Annotated in this window: 19 protein-coding genes and 2 pseudogenes; 10 read left to right on the top strand and 11 right to left on the bottom strand. The window is 66.7% G+C overall.

What is annotated here, in order from left to right:
* Window positions 1-21 precede the first annotated feature (21 nt).
* The gene (locus C458_RS07065) at window positions 22-2,055 is read right to left on the bottom strand and encodes an AMP-binding protein (protein ID WP_049896955.1); all 2,034 of its coding nucleotides are present in this window, start codon (window positions 2,053-2,055) and stop codon (window positions 22-24) included.
* A 123-nt stretch (window positions 2,056-2,178) separates the two neighbouring features.
* On the opposite strand from C458_RS07065, the gene C458_RS07060 reads away from it, so the two are divergent.
* A complete protein-coding gene (locus C458_RS07060; protein ID WP_008574385.1) occupies window positions 2,179-2,760 on the top strand; it encodes a GNAT family N-acetyltransferase in 582 nt (193 codons plus the stop codon).
* 31 nt (window positions 2,761-2,791) lie between these two features.
* Here the strand turns inward: C458_RS07060 and C458_RS07055 are convergent, their stop codons facing one another.
* Entirely contained in the window at window positions 2,792-3,061 is a 270-nt protein-coding gene (locus tag C458_RS07055; RefSeq protein WP_004063229.1) for a hypothetical protein, read from the bottom strand.
* Window positions 3,062-3,157: 96 nt separating this feature from the next.
* Complete coding sequence (locus C458_RS07050) at window positions 3,158-3,412, bottom strand: hypothetical protein (RefSeq protein WP_008574381.1); 255 nt, start codon at window positions 3,410-3,412, stop codon at window positions 3,158-3,160.
* Window positions 3,413-3,559: 147 nt separating this feature from the next.
* Here C458_RS07050 and cdd point away from each other — a divergent pair, with 147 nt between their 5' ends.
* The 4 genes from cdd to C458_RS07030 all read left to right on the top strand — a co-directional run bounded on the left by cdd (window position 3,560) and on the right by C458_RS07030 (window position 7,314).
* Entirely contained in the window at window positions 3,560-3,982 is a 423-nt protein-coding gene (gene cdd, locus C458_RS07045; RefSeq protein ID WP_004041462.1) for a cytidine deaminase, read from the top strand.
* Window position 3,983: 1 nt separating this feature from the next.
* Entirely contained in the window at window positions 3,984-5,183 is a 1,200-nt protein-coding gene (locus tag C458_RS07040; RefSeq protein WP_008574375.1) for a hypothetical protein, read from the top strand.
* Between the two features lie 4 nt (window positions 5,184-5,187).
* Window positions 5,188-6,006, top strand: coding sequence for a nucleoside phosphorylase (locus C458_RS07035; protein WP_008574373.1), 819 nt, complete (start codon window positions 5,188-5,190; stop codon window positions 6,004-6,006).
* A gap of 114 nt (window positions 6,007-6,120) precedes the next feature.
* Window positions 6,121-7,314: an NAD(P)/FAD-dependent oxidoreductase gene (locus C458_RS07030; RefSeq protein ID WP_008574371.1), complete on the top strand. Its 1,194-nt coding sequence runs from the start codon at window positions 6,121-6,123 to the stop codon at window positions 7,312-7,314.
* A gap of 201 nt (window positions 7,315-7,515) precedes the next feature.
* Here C458_RS07030 and C458_RS07025 read toward each other — a convergent pair whose 3' ends face one another.
* Both C458_RS07025 and C458_RS07020 read right to left on the bottom strand, forming a co-directional pair.
* Window positions 7,516-7,761: a hypothetical protein gene (locus tag C458_RS07025; RefSeq protein WP_008574368.1), complete on the bottom strand. Its 246-nt coding sequence runs from the start codon at window positions 7,759-7,761 to the stop codon at window positions 7,516-7,518.
* Window positions 7,762-7,929: 168 nt separating this feature from the next.
* Window positions 7,930-8,463 carry an Rrf2 family transcriptional regulator gene (locus C458_RS07020; protein WP_004063234.1) on the bottom strand — a complete coding sequence of 178 codons (534 nt, stop codon included), beginning with the start codon at window positions 8,461-8,463 and terminating at the stop codon, window positions 7,930-7,932.
* Between the two features lie 165 nt (window positions 8,464-8,628).
* Between C458_RS07020 and C458_RS07015 the strand changes: the two are divergent.
* The 3 genes and pseudogenes from C458_RS07015 (at window position 8,629) to C458_RS07005 (ending at window position 11,116) form a co-directional block, all read left to right on the top strand.
* A pseudogene (locus tag C458_RS07015) lies at window positions 8,629-9,641 on the top strand (NAD-dependent epimerase/dehydratase family protein).
* Window positions 9,642-9,746: 105 nt separating this feature from the next.
* Window positions 9,747-10,646: an arginase gene (gene rocF, locus C458_RS07010; RefSeq protein ID WP_049896957.1), complete on the top strand. Its 900-nt coding sequence runs from the start codon at window positions 9,747-9,749 to the stop codon at window positions 10,644-10,646.
* Window positions 10,646-11,116: an NUDIX domain-containing protein gene (locus C458_RS07005; protein ID WP_004041454.1), complete on the top strand. Its 471-nt coding sequence runs from the start codon at window positions 10,646-10,648 to the stop codon at window positions 11,114-11,116. Before rocF ends, C458_RS07005 begins: the two co-directional genes overlap by 1 nt.
* 4 nt (window positions 11,117-11,120) lie before the next feature.
* Here the strand turns inward: C458_RS07005 and C458_RS07000 are convergent, their stop codons facing one another.
* The 3 genes from C458_RS07000 to gyrB form a co-directional block, all read right to left on the bottom strand.
* Complete coding sequence (locus C458_RS07000; protein ID WP_008574364.1) at window positions 11,121-11,534, bottom strand: hypothetical protein; 414 nt, start codon at window positions 11,532-11,534, stop codon at window positions 11,121-11,123.
* Window positions 11,535-11,642: 108 nt separating this feature from the next.
* A complete protein-coding gene (gene gyrA / locus C458_RS06995) occupies window positions 11,643-14,198 on the bottom strand; it encodes a DNA gyrase subunit A (RefSeq protein ID WP_008574363.1) in 2,556 nt (851 codons plus the stop codon).
* Window position 14,199: 1 nt separating this feature from the next.
* The gene (gene gyrB / locus C458_RS06990; protein ID WP_008574361.1) at window positions 14,200-16,119 is read right to left on the bottom strand and encodes a DNA topoisomerase (ATP-hydrolyzing) subunit B; all 1,920 of its coding nucleotides are present in this window, start codon (window positions 16,117-16,119) and stop codon (window positions 14,200-14,202) included.
* Window positions 16,120-16,372: 253 nt separating this feature from the next.
* On the opposite strand from gyrB, the gene C458_RS06985 reads away from it, so the two are divergent.
* On the top strand, window positions 16,373-18,769 hold the full coding sequence (locus C458_RS06985) for a DNA topoisomerase VI subunit B (protein WP_008574359.1): 2,397 nt from the start codon (window positions 16,373-16,375) through the stop codon (window positions 18,767-18,769).
* Window positions 18,769-19,869 (top strand): DNA topoisomerase IV subunit A, encoded by a 1,101-nt coding sequence (locus C458_RS06980; RefSeq protein ID WP_008574357.1) that lies wholly within the window; start codon window positions 18,769-18,771, stop codon window positions 19,867-19,869. Before C458_RS06985 ends, C458_RS06980 begins: the two co-directional genes overlap by 1 nt.
* 6 nt (window positions 19,870-19,875) lie before the next feature.
* Here C458_RS06980 and C458_RS06975 read toward each other — a convergent pair whose 3' ends face one another.
* The 3 genes and pseudogenes from C458_RS06975 to C458_RS18060 form a co-directional block, all read right to left on the bottom strand.
* Entirely contained in the window at window positions 19,876-20,118 is a 243-nt protein-coding gene (locus tag C458_RS06975) for a hypothetical protein (RefSeq protein WP_008574356.1), read from the bottom strand.
* Window positions 20,119-20,213: 95 nt separating this feature from the next.
* On the bottom strand, window positions 20,214-21,047 hold the full coding sequence (locus C458_RS06970; RefSeq protein WP_008578194.1) for an alpha/beta fold hydrolase: 834 nt from the start codon (window positions 21,045-21,047) through the stop codon (window positions 20,214-20,216).
* Window positions 21,048-21,148: 101 nt separating this feature from the next.
* A pseudogene (locus tag C458_RS18060) lies at window positions 21,149-21,319 on the bottom strand (MBL fold metallo-hydrolase); the annotation flags it as partial.
* Window positions 21,320-21,337 lie beyond the last annotated feature (18 nt).

Raw genomic sequence — 21,337 nt, 5'->3', positions numbered from 1 at the left:
ACGAAGGCGGAAAAAACCGCCTCAGGACGCGTTTTCTATCTTTTCGAGCGCCTCGGGGTTCTCGATACTGCTCATGTCGCCGAGGTCCTCGCCCGCGTAGATGGAGGCGATGGCGCGGCGGATGATTTTGCCCGACTGCGTCTTCGGGAACTCGTCGACGAACAGGATTTCCCGTGGGCGGAACGGCTTGCCCAACTCGTCGCCGACGACGCCCCGCAGCTCCTCGCGGAGGTCGTCGCTCTCGTCGATACCGTCTTCGAGGACGACGTAGGCGACGACGGCCGTCCCGGTGGTGTCGTCGGGGACGCCGACAGCGGCGGCCTGATTCACCGCGTCGTGTTCGATGAGCGCGCCTTCGACCTCGGCGGGGCCGACCTTGCGGCCGGCCACGTTGAGTGCGTCGTCGGCGCGGCCGTGGAGGAACCAGAAGCCGTCTTCGTCTTTCTGCGCCCAGTCGCCGTGGTCCCAGAGGTCGTCCCACGACGACCAGTAGGTGTCGAGGTAGCGGTCGTCGCCCTCCCAGAGGCTCTTTGTCATCGACGGGCAGGAGTCGCGGGCGACGAGGAAGCCCCGCTCGTGGCTGTCGGCGACGGACTCGCCCGAGGAGTCCACGATGTCGATGTCCATCCCGAGGCCGGGGCCGCCGAGCGAGCAGGGTTTGAGCGGTTGGGTCGGCATCGGCATGAGGAAACAGCCGCAGATTTCGGTGCCGCCGGAGATGTTGATGATGGGAGCCTCGCCGCCGCCGACGTGTTCGTAGAACCACTGCCACGACTCGGGGTCCCACGGCTCGCCGGTCGACCCGAGCAGCCGGAGGCTCGACAGGTCGTGTTTCTCGACCTCCTCGTCGCCGTACTTCCGCAGGGCGCGGATGGCCGTCGGCGAGATGCCGAAGGTGGTGATGCGGTGGCGCTCTATCATCTCCCAGAAGCGGTCCGGGTTCGGGTAGTCGGGCGCGCCCTCGTACATGAAGACCGTGCCGGCGAAGGTGTGGTTCCCGATGAGCGTCCACGGGCCCATCATCCAGCCGATGTCGGAGACCCAGAAGAAGCGGTCTTCGGGCTTCTGGTCGAAGCCGAAGTGAATCTCCTTCGCGGTCTGCATCTGGACGCCCGCGTGGGTGTGGACGATGCCTTTCGGCTTGCCGGTCGTCCCCGAGGAGTACAACAGCATCGACTCGGCGTCCGACGGCAGGCGTTTGGTTTCGTACTCGGGGTCGGCCGCGCCGACGGTGTCGTCCCACCACTCGTCGCGGCCCTCGGTCCACGGCACGTCGGCGTCGATGTCGGCGTTTTCGTCGTCACCGGCGTCGGTCTCGCCCTCGCCACCGAACCGCCGGTAGACGACGACGTTCTCGACGCAGCCGGCCTCCGCCATCGCCTCGTCGGCGGTCGGTTTCAGTCGGACCTCAGAGCCGCGGCGGTAGAAGCCGTCGGCGGTGAAAAGCACCGAGCACTCGGGGTCTTCGAGGCGGGTCGCGGTGGCGTCGACGCCGAAGCCGGAGAAGATAGGGACGGCTATCGCGCCGACCTTGAAACAGCCGTAGAGGATAGAGATGACCTCGGGGACCATCGGCATGTAGAGCCCGACGGTATCGCCGGTCTCGACGCCGTACGATTCGAGGACGTTGGCGACGCGGTTGGCCTCGCGGTAGAGGTCGTGGTAGGTCCGCTGGACGACCTCGCCGTCTTCGCCCTCCCAGATGCAGGCGACGCGGTTCCGGTTTCCGGAGCCGACCGCGGCGTGGCGGTCGAGGGTGTTGTGGGCGACGTTTATCTCGCCGCCGGGGTACCAGTTGGAGAACTGCGGCCCCTCCGAGTCGTCGCGGACGGCGTCGTACTCCTCGTAGAAGTCGATGTCGAGGTAGTCGACGAGCTCGTCCCAGAACCACTCGACGCCCGAGGCACCGACGCCCGGAACCTCGGTCGTCGTCCGCTCGATGAGCTCGTCGTAGTCCTCGATGTCGTAGGCCCGCATGAATCGGGTGACGTTGGCGTCCTCGACGAACGCCGGGTCCGGTTCGTGCACCACGGTGTCGGTGTCGGGTACGTCCATGAACCGAGCTACCGCGACCGGAACCATGAATCTTTACTGTTCTTTCGTTGAGTTCGACGGACGCGACGGGAATCGCCGTACCGGCCCGAGGCGTTTTTGTCGGCCGGTGTGCTAGGTGTAGGCATGTACGTCCGAGACGCGAAGAACCGAGACGAGGTCTGGTTGCTCGACTCGCTGGAGGAACTCGGACTCGACGACGGCTCCTTCCGGTCCCGCGATTACGTCATCGCGCTCGACGAGGAGTCCGGCGAGAAGGCGGGCTTCGGGCGCATCCGGGTCCACAAGACCGACGAGCCGTTCTGCGAACTCACCCGCGTCGGCGTCTCGGAGCGGTGGCGCGGACAGGGCGTCGGCGCGCACGTCGTCGAGCGACTGGTCGACCGCGCCGCCGCCGAAGACTTCGATACCGTCTACGGCTTCACCTCGGACCACGGCTACTGCGCGCAGTTCGGGTTCGAGGCGGTCGACGCCGAGGACCTCCCCGAGGGGCCGCGGCAGCGACTCGACCGGGTCAGGGAAGCCGACGGCGACGCCATCGCGCTCCGACTCGACCGCGAGGCGTTTTCGATGCCCGAGCGCCTCCGCGAGCGGTTCAAGGCCGCCGCGCCCGCGAGCGCCGGGGACGCCGAACCCGAACTGACCGCCGAGGACTTCGGCTACGACGAGGAGACGCCGACGAAGTACTCGACGAATCTGCGGCGCTGAACCGAATCCCCGGCGCTGAGCCGGGGCCGACTCAGGTCCGGTCGTCGAGGAAGTCGGTGCTGAAGACGATCCAGGTCAGCACGCTACAGAACAGAATCGGCGGGAGGATGGCGAAGCCCCAGAGCGGTTCGAGCCCTTGCAGGAGGATGAGTACCACGTCGGCCAGTCCGAGGGCGAGGAACGGCGCGGTCGCCAGCGCGGCGCGCTTGCGGTTCTTGCCGCCCGTCTCTTCCGGGAGCGGGCCGGGTGAGGCGTCGCCGGCCGAGGCGTCCGAGGTCGAGGTCGACGAGGGCGCGTCCATGCGGGTCCGTCGGGGCCCGACGAGCAAAAACGGTCCGCCTTCCGGTCGGGGTTCCACGGTCGATACGCCCTCGCGTCCGCGGCGAGCGACGCCGTCTTACCGCGCGTTCTCCACGCGCGAGGCGTACTCGACGAGTCCGAACAGCACCCCGAGGAGCGCGGCCGAGAGCACCATCCCGTAGAGGCTGAAGGCGAGGGGACTGGTCGGCAGCGAGAGGACGCCGAACAGCGATATCTCGGCGGCGACTCGGCCGCCGTTCTCACCGATGAAGAGGCCGAGGATGCCCGAGATGGCCACGACGCTCGCGCCGACGAGGAGCAGGATTCGTCGTCCGCCGGATGTGTCGTTCACGACGCCGCGTTAGGACCGCGCCGTATAGTCGCTTGCGGGACGACGCGATTGGCGGTGCCCCGCGGAGTCGTCGCCAGCGTCTGCCGGCCGAGGCGACAGTCTCGGGGAGCCGAACGAACTAAGCCACCCCACGCGAATGAGCGCCCAATGCCCGAAGCACTCGTCGAACGCGCCCGCGAAGCGCTCGACAACGCCTACGTTCCCTACTCTGAGTACACCGTCGGAGCGGCGCTCAGGACCGCCGACGGCGAGGTCTACGTCGGCTGCAACATCGAGAACGCGAACTACTCCAACAGCCTCCACGCCGAGGAAGTCGCCGTCGCGGAGGCTGTGAAGAACGGTCACACCGAATTCGACCGCCTCGTCGTCACCTCGGGCGCGCGCGACGGCGTCACCCCCTGCGGGATGTGCCGCCAGACGCTCGCGGAGTTCTGCGACGAGGACCTCCCGGTCGTCTGCGACCTCGGGGGCGACGACGTGGCCGAGTACACGCTGGGCGAACTCCTCCCGAACACCATCTCGCTGGACACGCTGGAAGCCGCCGCGGCGAAGCGCGACGCCGACGAGTAACGTGTCGCCCGCCGCCGACCGCGGAACCGCCCCGCTCGCCCTCGCGCTCGTCCTGCTCGTGGCACTTTCGGGGTGTGCGTCCTCATCGCCGTCACCGCCGGTCGTAGACGCCGCTCTCGGTGCCCCGTCGGCTGACGCGAGCGACGGCGACGGTGGAGCCGTCTCGGCCGCCGTCGGCGGAACCGGGTCGTCGGCGTCGGAGACGCGCCCCGCCGACACCGCCGACAACCCGTGGGGGCACGCGCCCGTCGTCGTCGGCGTCGACGCGCCCGCAGACGGCCGCGACTACGCCTCGCTCGTCGAATCGGCGGTCGACTACTGGCGGGCGAACGCGCCGGCGGTCGTCTACGACCCGGCGTTCGTCGTGAGACCGAACAGTTCGGACCCGGACGTGACCGTCTCGGTCGTCGAGCGAATCGACGGCTGCGGCGACGACGCCGGCGCGGACGCGGTCGGCTGTGCGCCCCTTCTCGACGGCGACGACCCGACCGCGCCGACGGAGCCGGTCACGGTGGTCGTCGCCGCCGGCTACGACGACGAGACGACCCAGACGGTTCTGAAACACGAGTTCGGCCACCTGCTCGGGCTGACCCACGACGACGCCGACGCGTTCCCCGTGCTGTCCGAGCGCATCCAGACGACGCGACTCCCCGAACCGGACGCCGCCGACCGGGAGACGCCCTTCCGCGAGCGAACCGTCGCGGTCCACGTCGACCTCTCGAACGTCTCGCCCGGCGAGCGGGCGACCTACGAGGCCGAAATCGACCACGCGCTGTCGTACTACGAGGCCGGGGCCGACGGCGTCGCCCCCGCGAACCTCTCGTTCGAACGCGTCTCCGACCCCGAGGTGGCGGACGTGACGCTCTCGGTGTCGGCGTTCCGCGACGGCGGCTCTGGCGTGCGCTGGCGGCGGACCGGCGTCGACGCCGACGACGACGCGGCGCTGGAGTGGTACACCGGCGGCGACCTCGTCGTGGACGCTGACCTCGCCCCGTCGCTGGTCGACTGGTACGTCGGCGCGGGACTCGGCTACCTGTTTGCGGCCGACGAGAGAGCCGACCTCCCGCCGCCGTTCCGCGAGGGCGACCCCGCCGACGACCGGGCGTGGCGCGGTCTCGCGGGCGAGATGGCGGGAAACGCGACGACGCCCGCGATGACCCCTCGGAGAACGCAAGAATTTCCATCGGTGGCCCGCGAGTAGTGCCATGAACGACAGTGAGGACCCGAACGACGAGGTCCAGTACCACCTCGAAGTCGGTCCCGAGGACCTCGCCGACGCGGTGTTGCTCCCGGGGAACCCCGAGCGCGTGGACAAGGTGACGGCGCTGTGGGACGACCACGAGGAGAAGGCCTTCCACCGCGAGTACCGGACGGCGACCGGGAGCTACGACGGAACGCCGATTTCGGTCACGTCCACGGGTATCGGCAGTCCCTCGGCGGCCATCGCCGTGGAGGAACTCGCCCGCGTCGGCGCGGACACCTTCATCCGCGTCGGCTCCTGCGGCGCGATTCAGCCCGAGATGGACGTGGGCGACCTCGTCATCACCTCGGGCGCGGTCCGACAGGAGGGCACCTCCAAGGAGTACGTCCGCGAGGACTACCCCGCCGTTGCCGACCACGAGGTCGTCTCGGCGCTCGTCGCGGCCGCGGAACGACTCGGCTACGACTACCACGTCGGTCTCACGATGAGCGCCGACTCCTTCTACGCGGGGCAGGGTCGCCCCGGCTTCGAGGGCTTCCGCGCCGCCGGCTCCGACTCGCTGGTCGAGGAACTCCGCGAGGCGAACGTGAAGAACATCGAGATGGAGGCCGCGGCGCTCCTGACCATCGCCAACGTCTACGGCCTCCGCGCGGGGGCCGTCTGCTCGGTGTACGCGAACCGCGTCACCGGCGAGTTCCGCACCGAAGGCGAATCGCGCGCGGCCGAGACCGCCAGCCTCGCGGTCCGCCTCCTCGCGAAGATGGACGAAGTCAAGCGTGAGGCGGGCGTCGACCGCTGGCACGCGGGCCTCAGCCTCGACTAATCCGACAACCGTCGAATCCGGTTTTCGACGCTCTGGGGGCGTAGCGGCCAAAATTACCCCGGCTGTGGAGACGGTTTCAAAGCCCCTTTATCGGATGACTGCGCATCCGACGACATGAGCACGCAGGTCGTCGTTCTCGGCTCGGGGTACGCCGGGGCCGGCGCGGTCACAACCCTCGAAGAAGAACTCGGTCCGGACGCGCAACTCATGTGGGTCGCCGAACACGACTACCACCTCGTCCTCCACGAGGTCCACCGCTGTATCCGCGACCCGAGCGTCGAGTCCAGCATCACCATCCCGGTCGACGACATCAAAGACGACTCGACGGAGTTCGTCAAGGGTCGCGCGACCGACGTGGACGTCGACGAGCGCGCAGTCGAACTCGAAGGCGGCGACACCGTCGACTACGACTATCTGCTCGTCGCCATCGGCTCTTCGACCGCCTTCTTCGGCATCGAGGGCCTCGAAGAGTTCGCCCACCAGCTCAAAGGTCTCGACGACGCCCGCGAGATTCACCAGGACATCAAGGAGGCGGCCGCCGACGCCTCCCGCGACGACCCCGCGCAGGTCGTCATCGGCGGTGCGGGTCTCTCCGGCATCCAGACGGCCGCCGAGGTCGCGGAGTACCGCGACACGAACCGCGCGCCCATCGACATCAAGCTCGTCGAGGGGATGGACGAAATCTTCCCCGGCAACGACCCCGAACTGCAGGGCGCGCTCCGGCGTCGCGTCGAAGACCTCGACATCGACATCCTCACCGGCGACTTCATCTCGAAGGTCGACGAGGAGACCGTCTTCATCGGCGGCGGCGAGGACGAAGCGCCCGAGGAACTCGACTACGACGTGCTCGTCTGGACCGGCGGCATCACCGGCCAGCCCGAGGCGTCCGACGTGGAGCTCGAACAGGACGAGCGCTCCCATCGCTTCTTCGCTGAGGAGGACTTCCAGACCAGCGACGACCGCGTCTTCGCGGTCGGTGACTGTGCCCTCGTCGAGCAGGGGCCCGACAACGTCGCGCCGCCGACGGCGCAGGCCGCCTGGGACGCCGCTGACGTGGCCGGCGAGAACATCGCCCGCGCCATCGCCGGCAAGCCGCTCAAGCGCTGGACGTTCACCGACAAGGGGACGGTCATCTCCATCGGCCACGACGCCGTCGCCCACGGCGTGAAGTTCCCTGTCTTCGGAGAGTTCCCCGTCAACGTCTTCGGCGGCCCGCTCGCGCGGACGCTGAAGAAGGGCATCGCCGCGAACTGGATTGCAGACGTCACGTCGCCGAAGCGCGCGCTCTCCGCCTGGAACGACCTCTAACTCGGAACACGCGCCCGACCGCCGGGTGACGCGACGCCCGCCGCCCGACGCTCGTCGACTCGGTTTCGATTTCTCCGACGCCGCACTCCCCGAGTGCCGATGGCGCTCGCGGAGTACGGGGCGCAACAGCGACTCCTCGTTTTGATTCGTGTGAGAAAATACGTGTTGCCGCGCCGCGGTGGTCTCTCGACGCTTCGGTCCTCAGTGGGTGAGCGACTCTGTCGTTCGGAGATACTCGGAGAGCCGAATCAGAGCCGTTCCAAGGAGAACGACCGCGATACCGGTCACTGCGACCGCGACCATCGTTTCGGGGTCCCCGCCGGCCATCGACGCGAGCGACACCGCCCCGATAAGCAGGGTCACGGTGAAGAGACACGCTATCACGTCGGCGTTCAGTTCCTCCCACGTTGATGGGACGCCGAACGCGCTCTGCTGATTGTACGCCATGGGGGGTACTGGGTCCCCGATTCAGATAAAACTGTGTGTCGTTCTACATTAACGTCTGACGTGTTTGCGGTCCGACTCCACCGTTCGGGTCGGGCGCCGTCCGAACGCCGGACCTGCCGGTCGGAGTGCGCGGAGAGTGCCCGGAAAAAGACGGAAAGTAAAGCGTGGTTAGTGCTGGGGTTCGCCGACGGGTGCCTGCATGTCGTCGATGCGGAGGATGAGGATGTTGCTCGTGTCGTCCTTGCCGTCGAGCGTGCCGTCGATGACGAGCTTCGAGAGTGGCGTCGGACCGACGCGAATCTTGTCTCCCTCGTGGAACTCGCGGACGGAACCCTGCACGTGAATCTCGGCGCGGCACAGCTCGGGGTGGTGGACGCTGGAGAGGTCGATTTCGTCGACGTTGACGCCCTCGACTTCCTCGTCGTTGTGGAACAGGGGGACGAACGCGGGCTCGTCCATCTTGTCTACGTCGAGCGCCTCGTAAGCGTTCGCGGTCGGCTTGTAACCGCCCTTCGGACCGGGGACGCCCTCGACCAACTGGAGCGCCTTCAGGCTCTGCATCTGGTTTCGGATGGTGCCGGGGTTTCGGTTGACTTCGGTCGCGATATCCTCACCTTTTACGGCGTCTTCGGAGTCCCGATAGAGGTTGATGAGTGCAGTCAAGATAGTTTTCTGACTCGACGTGAGCTCGATTGATGACATGGAGAATGGTTCGCTACATACGTCCTTAAATCCGATGGATGACGCCTCGAATCTGCCGTTCGTCTACTTTGTAACCGTATCACACTCATGAATGTTCATTCCGAACCTCGATTCGGCCTCGATGCTGTCGATAGCACTATACGGCTCACGAGACTCCGGTAGCACATGAACGGGAAACGAGTCCTCGTGACCGGCGGTGCCGGCTTCATCGGTTCGAATCTCGCGAACCATCTCGCCGACGAAAACGAGGTCGTCGCCGTCGACGACCGCTACCTCGGCACGCCCGAGAACCTCGACGACGCCGTGGAGTTCCACGACGCGAGCGTGCTCGACGACGACCTCCCGACCGACGACGTGGACGTGGTGTTCCATCTGGCGGCGCTGTCGTCGTACAAGATGCACGAGGAGAACCCGACGGAGGGCGCGCGCGTCAACGTCGAAGGCTTCGTGAACACGGTCGAGCAGGCGCGAAACGACGGCTGTGACACCGTCGTCTACGCCTCGACCTCCTCGATTTACGGCTCGCGGACCGAGCCCTCGCCGGAAGAGATGCCGGTCGAGGCGCGCACGGGCTACGAAGCGTCGAAACTCGCCCGGGAACGCTACGCGGAGTACTTCCACCACCACTACGATATGCGGACGGCCGGGCTCCGGTTTTTCTCGGTGTATCAGGGTTTCGGCGGCGCGGAGGAACACAAAGGCGAGTTCGCCAACACGGTCGCGCAGTTCACCGACAAAATCGCGAACGGCGAGTCGCCGGAGCTGTTCGGTGACGGGTCGCAGACNACAAAGGCGAGTTCGCCAACACGGTCGCGCAGTTCACCGACAAAATCGCGAACGGCGAGTCGCCGGAGCTGTTCGGTGACGGGTCGCAGACCCGCGATTTCACGCACGTCGACGATATCGTTCGCGGCATCGAATTCGCCGCCGACCACCGGCTGCAGGGCATCTACAACCTCGGGACCGGCGAGAGCTACTCGTTCAACGAGATGGTCGACATGATAAACGAGGCGCTCGGCACCGATGTCGAACCCGAATACGTCGAAAACCCCCTCGACGTGTACGTCCACGACACGAAAGCCGACTGCACGAAGATTCGCGAGGCGACCGGCTGGGAACCCAAAATCACCTTCGAGGAGGGCGTCCGGCGCGTCTGCGAACCGTATCTCGACGAGTAGCCCTTGCGTTCCGCCGGACGACGGCCTCCCCGGAGGCGACGGATGGCATTATCAATAAGGGTGTTTTTCCGATGCCACTAAACGGCCCGAACGAGTGGGTCATCTATGGAACGGAACGTCAGAATTCTGGGTGCACCGACGGACTACGGTGCCAATCGACGCGGGGTGGACATGGGACCCTCCGCGATTCGATACGCCGGACTCGCGGGGGAACTGGAGTCCGCGGGTGTCTCGCCGACTGACGCCGGCGACCTCGCGGTCCCGCACCACGCGACGCGGGACGCCGACGCCGGAGCGACGAACGCGAAGCACGTCAAGGAAGTCGAAGAGGTGACGCGGAGCCTCGCCGACGCCGTCTCGACCGCGCTCGCCGAGGGGGCGACTCCGCTCGCCCTCGGCGGCGACCACTCCATCGCCATCGGCTCGCTGGTCGGCAGCGCCCGCGACGCCGACATCGGCGTCATCTGGTTCGACGCTCACGGCGACTTCAACACGCCGAGCACCTCGCCGTCCGGCAACGTCCACGGCATGCCGCTGGCCGCCGCGCTCGGCATCGGTGACTTCGCGGGCGTCGAGTGGGCGAACGCCGCCGGCCTCAAAGGGGAAAACGTCGCTATCGTCGGCCTGCGCTCCGTCGACGACGCGGAGGCCGAGGCGATTCGCGACAGCGACGTGACGGTGTACACGATGTCGGATATCGACGAGCGGGGCGTCACCGCGGTGACGAACGACGCCCTCGACGTGGCGACCGACGGCACCGACGGCGTCCACATCAGCCTCGACCTCGACTGGCTCGACCCCCGCGAGGCCCCCGGCGTCGGGACGCCCGTCCGCGGCGGCGTGACTTACCGCGAGGCCCACGCGGCGATGGAACTCGTCGCCCGCTCGGAAGCCATGCGCTCGTTCGAACTCGTGGAGGTCAACCCCATCCTCGACGAGCACAACGAGACCGCGACGCTCGCGACCGAACTCGCCGCAAGCGCCTTCGGCAAGCGCATCCTCTGATGTCGACGCCGAGAGAGGCCCCCGCGCCGCACGACCTCGCCGCCGGCGTCGTCGTCCTCCGGGAGAACTCGGTGCTCGCGGTCTACGAGAAGGACCGCTGGGGACTGCCGAAAGGCGGCTCCGAACCCGGCGAGTTCTTCTTCGAGACCGCCGCCCGCGAGGCCGCAGAGGAGACCGGCGTCGAAGTCGAAATCCAGTCGCTGGCCTTCACGAGCGAGATTCGCGCCCCGGACCACCGCATCTATCTCCAGCGGTTCTATCACGCGACGCCCGTCGCCGACGACCCGACCCCGTCGCCGAGCGACCCCGACGACGAAATCGAGGCGGCGAAGTTCCTCCCGCTGACCGCGCTCGGGTCGACGCTCACCTACCGCCCGCGGGTCGAACCGCTCCGCGACTGGCTCCGGGACCGCAAGCCGCGACACTACACCTACGACCTGACCAGAGAACCCTCGGACGTGGAGAAATAGCCGACTACGACGCGCTCTCGCCGGTTTTTCTCGTCGTCACGACTCGGACGACGTACCCGACGACCGTTCCGAGACCACCGAGCACGAGTGCGAGCACCGCGCCGACGACGAGCGGATACGCGGCCCACAGCGGCGACTCCGTCGTCGACACCGGAACGAACAGGTTGACCGCGAACGCGAAACACGGGCCGAAGGCGAGCACGATACCTTCGCCGGTCCGTTCACCGACGCGTCCCCCGCGGGCGACGTGAGTCGCGACGCCGGCGACGACCAGCACCGCGCCCGCGTCGACGACGAGCGACTGCACGGGCGTCGGTGGGGCGAGGTTCCACGCCCGAAGCGCGGTCAGGCCGCCGAGAACGACGACGAACGCGAGCGCCGAGACGCCGACAATTCTCGACCGCGGTCGCACTCTCATACCGGGACGACCCCTCGGCGGAAGTAAATGTCTTCGGGGAGCGACGGTCGAATCGAAGCCGCGGCTCTCCGGTGGTTCAGCAAAGAAATCTGTCGTCGGAGAGCCGACTTACTCGTCGCCCGCGTCGGGTTCCGCGTCCCCTTCCACGTCGTCCAGTTCCTCGTCTTCGGTCGTCATCGCGGCCGGAATCACGTCGACGGAGGCCACGTCGTCGCCGTCGTCGAGGTCCATCACGATGACGCCCATCGTGTTGCGGCCGACCGTCGAGATGTCCTCGACGGGCGTCCGGAGAATCTGGCCCTCGTCGGACATGACGACGAGATGGTCGCCCTCGCCGACGGTGTTGATGGCGCAGACCGGGCCGTTCCGCTCGTTTGCCTTGATGTCGATGAGCCCCTTGCCGTTTCGGGACTGCGTGCGGTAGGCGTCGAGGTCCGTGCGCTTCCCGTAGCCGTTCTCGGTGACGGTGAGAATCCAGCTGTGGTGGTCCTCGTCGATGGCGGCCACGCCGGCGACTACGTCGTCACCTTCGAGGTTGATGCCGCGGACGCCGCGGGCCGAGCGACCCATCGCGCGCACTTCGTCCTCGTGGAAGCGGATGGACATCCCCCGTTCGGTGCCGATGACGAGGTCGCTTTCGCCGTCGGTGACCTCCACGTCGACGAGTTCGTCGCCCTCGTCGAGTTTGGTGGCGATGATGCCCGTCGAGAGGATGTTCTGGAACCGGTCGGTGCCGGTCCGCTTGATGTAGCCGTTCCGGGTCACCATCGTCAGGTAGCCCTCGATATCTTCGAGGTCGTCGCAGTTGACGACGGCCGTAATCTCCTCGCCGTCGTCGAAGTCGAGCAGATTGACCGCCGACTTCCCGCGGGCGGTCCGCGACATCTCGGGCACCTGGTAGGCCTTGAGCTGGTAGACCTGCCCGTGGTTGGTGAAACAGAGCAGGTCGTCGTGGGTGTTCGTGACGAACACCGACGAGACGTTGTCGCCTTCCTTGAGGTCCGTCCCGATGATGCCCTTGCCGCCGCGGTGCTGGGCGCGGAACCGGGAGACCGGCATCCGCTTGATGTAGTCGTCCTCGCTGACGACGACGACCACGTCCTCCTCGGGGATGAGGTCGGCGCGGGTGACTTCGCCGGTGTTGGCGACGAAGGAGGTCCGCCGGTCGTCGGCGTACTCGTCTTTGATGTCGAGCAGTTCGGACTCGATGACGGCGTCGAGTTCCGACCGGTCGCCGAGGATGGTTTCGAGGCGCTCGATGGTCGCCTGCACGTCCTCGTACTCGGCTTCGATTTCGGCCGCCTCCATCGAGGTGAGCGAGCCGAGCTGCATCGAGACGATGTGGTTCGCTTGGTCTTCGGAGAAGTCGAACGCCGGCAGCGGTTCGCCGTCGACTTCGATTTCGACCTCGCCGCGGAGCGCGGCCTTCGCGTCGTCGCGGCTCTCGGAGTTGCGGATGGTCTCGACCACGTCGTCGATGTTGTCGAGGGCCTTCAGGCGGCCGTCGAGGATGTGCGCGCGGTCTTCGGCCTCGGCGAGTTCGTACTCGGAGCGCCGGCGGACCACGTCGCGGCGGTGGTCGAGGTAGTGTTCGAGCGTCTCCTTGAGCGTCAGCACCTGCGGCTGGCCGTCGACGAGCGCGAGGTTGATGACGCCGAACGTGGATTCGAGGTGGTTGTCGAGCAGCTGGTTCTTGACGACCTCGGCCATCGCGCCGCGCTTGAGTTCGATGACGACGCGGATGCCGTCGCGGTCGGACTCGTCGCGGATGTCGCGGATGCCCTCGATTTTGCCCTCGTTCACGTCGTCGGCGATGCGCTCGATGAGGCGGGCCTTGTTCTCCTGATACGGGAGTTCGTTGATGACGATGCGGCCCTCCTCTTCGAACACGTCGTAGTCGGCGCGGACGCGGACGCGACCGCGACCCGTCTTGTACGCCTTGTGGACCGCGTTGCGGCCGACGATGTTCGCGCCGGTCGGGAAGTCCGGTCCCTTGATGTGTTCCATCAGGTCCGCGACGGTCGCGTCGGGGTTCTCGATGAGTTCGACGGTAGCGTCCACGACCTCACCGAGGTTGTGCGGCGGGATGTTCGTGGACATCCCGACCGCGATGCCGGACGACCCGTTGATAAGCAGGTTCGGGAACGACGACGGCAGCACCGTCGGCTCCTGCTTGCGGTCGTCGTAGTTCGACTGGAAGTCGACGGTGTCCTTGTCGATATCGTCAAGGAGTTCCTCGGCGATGGAGGACATCCGCGCCTCCGTGTAGCGCATCGCGGCCGGCGGGTCGCCGTCGACGGAGCCGAAGTTACCCTGGCCGTCGACGAGCGGGTAGCGCATGGAGAAGTCCTGCGCCATGCGCGCGAGGGTGTCGTAGATGGCGGAGTCGCCGTGGGGGTGGTAGTCACCCATCGTCTCGCCCACGATGGACGAGGACTTGCGGTGCGACGAGTTGGAGGTCACGCCGGCCTGATGCATCGCATACAGGATGCGCCGGTGGACCGGCTTCAGGCCGTCGCGTACGTCGGGCAGGGCCCGCCCCGCGATGACCGACATCGCGTAGTCGATGTACGACTGCTCCATCTCGTCTTCGATGCGCGCGTTCTTGACCTCGGCCGCGATACCCGCGCCCGGTTCGAAAGAATCTGGTGCGTCAGAACTCATATTAGATGTCTACCCATTCGGCGTCGTTCGCGTGGTCCTTGATGAACTGCTTTCGCGGCCCGACGGCGTCACCCATCAGGATGTTGAACATCCGGTCGGCGGCGGCGGCGTCCTCGACGGTGATGCGCTTGAGGACGCGGTTCTCGGGGTTCATCGTCGTGTCCCACAGCTGGTCGGGGTTCATCTCACCGAGCCCCTTGAACCGCTGGACCTGCGTGGGGTTGCCGTTGCATTCCTCCTCGATGATGCGGTCCCGCTCGGCCTCGTCCATCGCGTCGTAGGTGTTGCCGCGGTAGCGGACGCGGTACAGCGGCGGTTGGGCCGCGTACACGTAGCCGGCCTCGATGAGCGGGCGCATATGCCGGTACAGAAGCGTGAGCAGCAGCGTCCGGATGTGCGCGCCGTCGACATCGGCGTCGGTCATCAGGATGAGCCGCTGGTAGCGCGCCTTCTCGATGTCGAACTCGTCGCCGACGCCACCGCCGATGGCGGTGATGAGCGCCCGTATCTCGTCGTTTTCGAGGATGCGGTCGAGACGGTGTTTCTCGACGTTCAGAATCTTCCCCTTGAGGGGTAAAATCGCCTGGAACTTGCGGTCGCGGCCCTGCTTGGCCGAGCCGCCCGCGGAGTCGCCCTCCACGATGAACAGTTCTGACTCCGAGGGGTCGCGGCTCTGACAGTCCGCGAGCTTCCCCGGCAACGAGGTGGATTCGAGCGCGGATTTGCGGCGGGTGAGTTCTTCGGCCTGCTTCGCGGCCTTGCGGGCGCGGGCGGCCTCGACGGCCTTCGAGATGATGGCCGTCGCGGTGTCCGGGTTCTCCTCGAAGAACGTCCCGAGTTGCTGGTGGGTGACGCTCTCGACGATGCCGCGGACCTCGGAGTTACCGAGCTTCGTCTTCGTCTGGCCCTCGAACTGCGGGTCGGGGTGCTTGACGGAGATGACGGCGGTGAGCCCCTCGCGGACGTCCTCGCCGCGGAGGTTGTCGCCGTCGAGGTCGTCAAGCATGTCGTGGGTGTTCGCGTAGTCGTTGACGACGCGGGTGAGCGCCGTCTTGAACCCGGTCAGATGCGTGCCGCCCTCGCGGGTGTTGATGTTGTTGGCGAAGGCGTGAATCGACCCCTGGAGCTCGTCGGTCGCTTGCATAGCGATTTCGACCTCGATGCCCTCCGACTCGTCGTCGTAGTAGATGACGTTGTCGTGGAGCGCCGTCTTGGTCTCGTTGAGGTACTCGACGAACTCGCGGATGCCGCCCTCGAAGCGGAACGTGCTGGACTCGTCGGTCCGCTCGTCGGTGAGCGAAATCTCGACCCCGGAGTTGAGGAACGCGAGCTCTCGCAGGCGGTTTTCGAGCGTTTTGAAGTCGAACTCGGTCGTCTCGAAGATACCGTCGTCCGGCCAAAAGCGGATGGTCGTCCCGGTGTCTTCGCCGGGTTCGAGGTCGCGCACGCGCTCGAACTCCTCGACCTGCGGCTCGCCGAGTTCGAAGCGGTGTGTCCACACCGCGCCGTCGCGTTTGACCTCGACTTCGAGTTCGCTCGACAGCGCGTTGACGACGGAGACGCCGACGCCGTGGAGGCCGCCGGAGACCTGGTAGGACTTGTTGTCGAACTTCCCGCCGGCGTGGAGGACGGTCATGATGACCTCCAGCGCGGGTCGGTCGTACTGTTCGTGCGTATCTACCGGAATCCCGCGGCCGTTGTCGGTAACGCTGACAGAGCCGTCCTCGTGGAGGGCGACCTCGATGGCGTCGCAGTGGCCCGCGAGCGCCTCGTCGATGGAGTTGTCGACGACTTCGTAGACGAGGTGGTGGAGTCCGCGAGAATCGGTGGACCCGATGTACATCGCCGGACGTTTTCGAACGGCTTCGAGCCCTTCGAGGACCTGAATCTGTCCGGCCCCGTACTCGTTATCCTGAGACATCTGAACAGGCCTAGGATAGCCCGTCCCTTAAAGGCTCGCACGCGCGGGCGCGTACTACTTACTGGAGTCCCGCGTAGCGGTTTCCGACATCGGAGACGCCGACCGGCCGACCCGCGTTTCGTGGGTGACACTGTGTATCATGATTCGGCGTTCCGGCGCGAACGCCCCTCGAAGCGCGTCAACGCCCCGAGTTCACTTTCACTCCGCTGCCGGTGAGTACTTAACGCGGGACTGGGTAGATGCGCATCAGGAAATGACCTCGTTCCAGTCGACACTCGGTGACGAGCCGGGGATCGCAGAGGAGCTGGCGAAGGGCCAGCGGGAGATCTCCATCGCCGAGTTCTTCGAGAAGAACAAGCACATGTTGGGCTTCGACAGCGGAGCCCGCGGGTTGGTCACCGCCGTCAAGGAGGCGGTGGACAACGCGCTCGACGCCACGGAGGAGGCGGGCATCCAGCCCGACATCTACGTGGAAATCGCCGAGGCGGGCGACTACTACCGCCTCGTCATCGAGGACAACGGGCCGGGCATCACGAAAGAGCAGGTGCCCAAAGTGTTCGGGAAGCTCCTCTACGGCTCTCGCTTCCACGCGCGCGAACAGTCCCGCGGGCAGCAGGGTATCGGTATCTCCGCGGCGGTCCTCTACTCGCAGCTGACGAGCGGCAAGCCCGCCAAGGTGACGAGCCGGACGCAGGGCTCGGAGGACGCCGAGTACTTCGAACTCGTCATCAACACGGACCAGAACGAACCCGAGATTCGCACCGAGAAGACGACCTCGTGGGACCGCCCCCACGGCACGCGCATCGAGTTGGAGATGGAAGCCAACATGCGCGCCCGCCAGCAGCTCCACGACTACATCCTCCACACGGCGGTCGTCAACCCCCACGCCCGCATCGAGCTCCGGGAACCCGGCCTCGACGAGCCGATGAAGTTCGAGCGGGCGACCGACCAGCTTCCGAAACAGACGAAGGAGATTCGCCCGCACCCCCACGGCGTCGAACTCGGGACGCTCCTGAAGATGCTTTCTGCGACCGAGTCGTACTCCGTGTCCGGCTTCCTCCAAGAGGAGTTCACCCGCGTCGGCGCGAAGACCTCCGACAAGGTTCACGACGCCTTCCGCGACCGGCACTTCGGCCGCGAGATGACGTGGCGGACGCCCGACGCGTCCGAGGCCGACGACCTCGTCGCCGTCGTCGAGGACGCCGTCGCCAACAAGGGCAAGGAGGCGACCGCGGCGTTCGCGGACGAACTGGTCGATATCGTCGTCGGCAAGGACCGCATCGCCCACGGCGAACTCGTCACCGTCGTCGAAAACGCCGCCGAGACGGTCGGCGAGGACACCGACACCTCGTTCGGTGAGACGGTCCGCGAGAACGTCGTCGAGGCGCTGTGGCCCGCCCTCACCGACGACCGCGAGGGCGACGTGTACGCCATCGTCGACGACGTGACGACCACGCAGAAAGACGACGCCGGCAAGCTGTCGATGGCGCGCTCCATCGCCACGCAGTTCGCCGAGACGACCGGCCCGGCCGACCGCGCCACCCGCGACGACGTGGCGGAGTTCGTCGCGTGGGCCGCCGAGCGAACCAAAGAACGCGAGGACGAGACCTACGGCGAGACGGCACAGGAGAACATCGCAGACGCCGTCTGGTCGCGGATGCGAACCGTCTCCGACGAGGTGCCGAAGGTCCGCGAGGTCGCCGACGACCGCGACGTGGCCCGCGACCTGCTCGACGCGATGCGCCAGACGGACATCCTCGCGCCGCCGACGGACTGTCTGTCTCCCATCTCGGCGGAACTCGTCGAAGCCGGCCTGAAAAAGGAGTTCGACGCCGACTTCTACGCCGCGGCGACCCGCGACGCCGAGGTCCACGGCGGCGACCCCTTTATCGTCGAAGCCGGCATCGCCTACGGCGGCGAACTGAAGTCCGAGGGGAAAATCGACCTGCTCCGCTTCGCCAACCGCGTCCCGCTCGTCTACCAGCAGGGCGCGTGTACCATCACCCACGTCGTCAAGGACATCGGCTGGCGGAACTACGGCCTCGACCAGCCGGGCGGCAGCGGCATGCCGAACGGCCCCGCGGTTCTGATGGTCCACGTCGCCTCCACGAACGTCCCCTTCACGAGCGAGTCGAAGGACGCGCTCGCGGACGTGCCGGCGATTCAAGACGAGGTCGAACTCGCCATCCGCGAGGCGGCCCGCGACCTCAAATCCTACCTGTCGAAGCGGCGGTCGCTCCAGAAGCGCCGCGAGAAACAGGACGTGCTCGGCCGCATCCTCCCGCAGATGGCGACGAAGCTCTCGGAGGTCACCGGCCGCCCCGAGCCCAACATCGACGGCGCGCTCGGCCGCATCATGAACAACCTGACCGTCGAGCGGACCGTCGACGACGGCGAAGTGACGCTCACGGTGACGAACCACTCCAACACGAACGAGTCGCCGGACATCACGGACATCGTCTCGGCGGAGCCGGGCGGTCTCGACGGCGAGGCGACGGTCGTCGACCTCGACGGGGAGTGGTTCGTCAAGTGGAACCCCGAGGTGTCGTCCGGTGAGACGGCGACGCTCACGTACTCGGTCGCACAGGACGCGTCGTTCGACATCAACGTCGACGGCGTCGAGACGGAGAAACTCACGGTGAACGTATAATGGCATCCGACCAGCAGACATCCGAGAAACGCGCCCGCGAGCGTCTCATCGACCTCGCGGCGGAGTTCTACGACCAGTTCGACGCGGGGGAGATTCCGCACATGACGCTCCCGACGCGGACGAAAAGCAACATCGAGTACGACGAGGACGCCAACGTCTGGGTGTACGGCGACCGGACCTCGAAGCGCTCTGCGAACAGCGTTCGGGGGGCGCGAAAGCTCCTGAAGGCCGCCTACACCATCGAGTTCCTCGCGCGCCAACTCGACGAGGACCGCTCGTCAACCCTGCGTGAGCTGTACTACATCTCCGAGTCGTGGGACAACGAGGAGGCGCACTTCTCCGATCAGGACGAGTCCAACAAGCTCATCGAGGACTTGGAAATCGTCAGCGAGGTCAAGCGCGAGGACTTCCACATGCGCCCGGAGGAGTCCGGCGCGAAGCTCATGGGCCCCCTCAAAATCCGCGAGCAGACGAACCGCGGCGACCGCGAGATTCACTGCCAGTTGGACGTGGGACAGGGCGGCTACCAGATTCCGAACAACCCCGACACCATCGAGTTCCTCGAACACGACATCGACTTCGTCATGTGCGTCGAGACCGGCGGGATGCGCGACCGACTCGTCGAAAACGGCTTCGACGACGACTACAACGCGCTCGTCGTCCACCTCGGCGGCCAGCCGGCGCGCGCCACCCGGCGTATCACCAAGCGCCTGCACGACGAACTCGACCTGCCGGTCGTGGTCTTCACCGACGGCGACCCGTGGTCCTACCGCATCTTCGGCTCGGTCGCCTACGGCTCTATCAAATCCGCGCACCTCTCGGAGTACCTCGCCACACCCGACGCGAAGTTCGTCGGCATCCAGCCGCAGGACATCGTTGACTACGACCTCCCGACCGACCCGCTCGCGGACTCCGACATCAACGCGCTCCAGTCCGAACTGGAGGATCCGCGGTTCATGGGCGACTACTGGACCGAGCAGATAGAGCTCCAACTCGACATCGGCAAGAAGGCCGAACAGCAGGCGCTCGCCTCCCGCGGTCTCGACTTCGTGACCGACGAGTACCTGCCGACGCGCCTCGACGAGATGGGTATCATCTAACCCCGCTCACTCCCGGTCGCCGTTTTTCTGCCGCTCCGCTCCGGACCGATCGAACAGCGCCACGATAGTGAACCCGCCGTAGAAGCCGAGGGTGTGAATCGCCAGCTCGGTCGCGAACTCCGCGGTGGTTCGGATGGGTTTGATGTGAAGCAACAGCGCGTCGGTCGTCAGGACGACGAGCGTGGCGGCGAGACAGATGAAGAGCCGACGAACACTGAAAAGCGGGCTCGACCGGAGGGCGTCGCACATGGCGGTTCGACGGTCGCCCGCTGTATGAGCCTGTTGCCGCGCGGAGGGTTCGGATTCGGATTCGGGTTCGGTGGCGTCGCGGCTCGCGGTTCGTGTTACGGATACAGCCCGTCGCCGCGGAACCCGTCGAAATAGCGTCTGACCACGCCGTTCATCGTTCGCGGCTCGCTCGTGGCGAGATTGTGGCCCGCCCCGGAGAACAGCGCGAGCGTCGCGTCCGCGACGCCGTCTTTGAGTTCTCGAATCCGCGGTTCGGGGAACAGTCGGTCTGCCTTCCCGGCGGCGACGAGCGTCGGCGCGTCGATGTCACCGAGTATTTCTCGGGAGTCGTGTTCGAGACAGGCCGTACAGGAGACGACCGCGTCGGCGGGGACGGCGGGCCGGAAGTCGACGACCCGGCCGGCCGCCTCGATGAGCGCCGGGGCGACCGTCGCTTCGAGGCCGGTCGCGGACTCCCGCTCCGCGTCCGCGACGACCTCGGCCCACCGGCTCTTGCCCGCCAGCGAGCGCCAGCGCGTCACGACGTTCTCGCCGTGGCCGCCGAGTCGCGTCCCGGCGGCGACGACCGCCAGCGAGTCCACGTAGTCGCCGTAGTCGGCAGCGAGATACTGGGCGACGAGGCCGCCCATCGAGACGCCGATAACGTCGGCCGGCCAGAGGTCCTGTTCGTCGATGACGCCCGCGTAGCCCGCGGCCATATCGCGCGTGGTCGACCCGACCGGGAGGTGTCGCGGGCGGCCGACCACCCACACGTCGCGGTCGTCGAATTCGCGGAACAGGCCGGCGAGCGCCGCCGCAGTTCCGCGGTTCGGGTCGATGCGCTGGAAGGCGTCGGAGAGGCCGGGAAGCACCACGAGCGGGTCGGCGTCGGCGTCACCGAAGCGGTAGTAGGGCCGCCGGCCGCCGAGCATGCCGTAGTCGAGGTCCATACGCGAACCGACGGCCCGGCGCGGCAAAATCGTTCGGTCCATTCGCCAGTCCGTCTGGTCGTCCGTTTGTCTGCCCGGCTGTCCGTCCCGCCGTCGCCGCCTCAAACCTGGTCGGGGTCGTCGAGGACGACCGGGATGCCGCGGTTCGCCACGTCCACGACGAAGGCGTCCGGGTCGGTTTCGAGAAGCGGAATCGTGTCGTAGTGAATCGGGAGCACGAGGTCGGGGTCGAGCGTCTCCGCGAGGTCGGCGGCCTCGCGGCGGTCCATCACTGTCTCTTATACACATCT

It is taken from the genome of Haloferax sp. ATCC BAA-644, assembly GCF_000336975.1.
GTDB classification, from domain to species: Archaea; Halobacteriota; Halobacteria; order Halobacteriales; family Haloferacaceae; genus Haloferax; species Haloferax volcanii.
The sequence above is the reverse complement of the archived record's forward strand: the minus strand, read 5'-3'. Positions and strand labels throughout refer to the sequence as shown.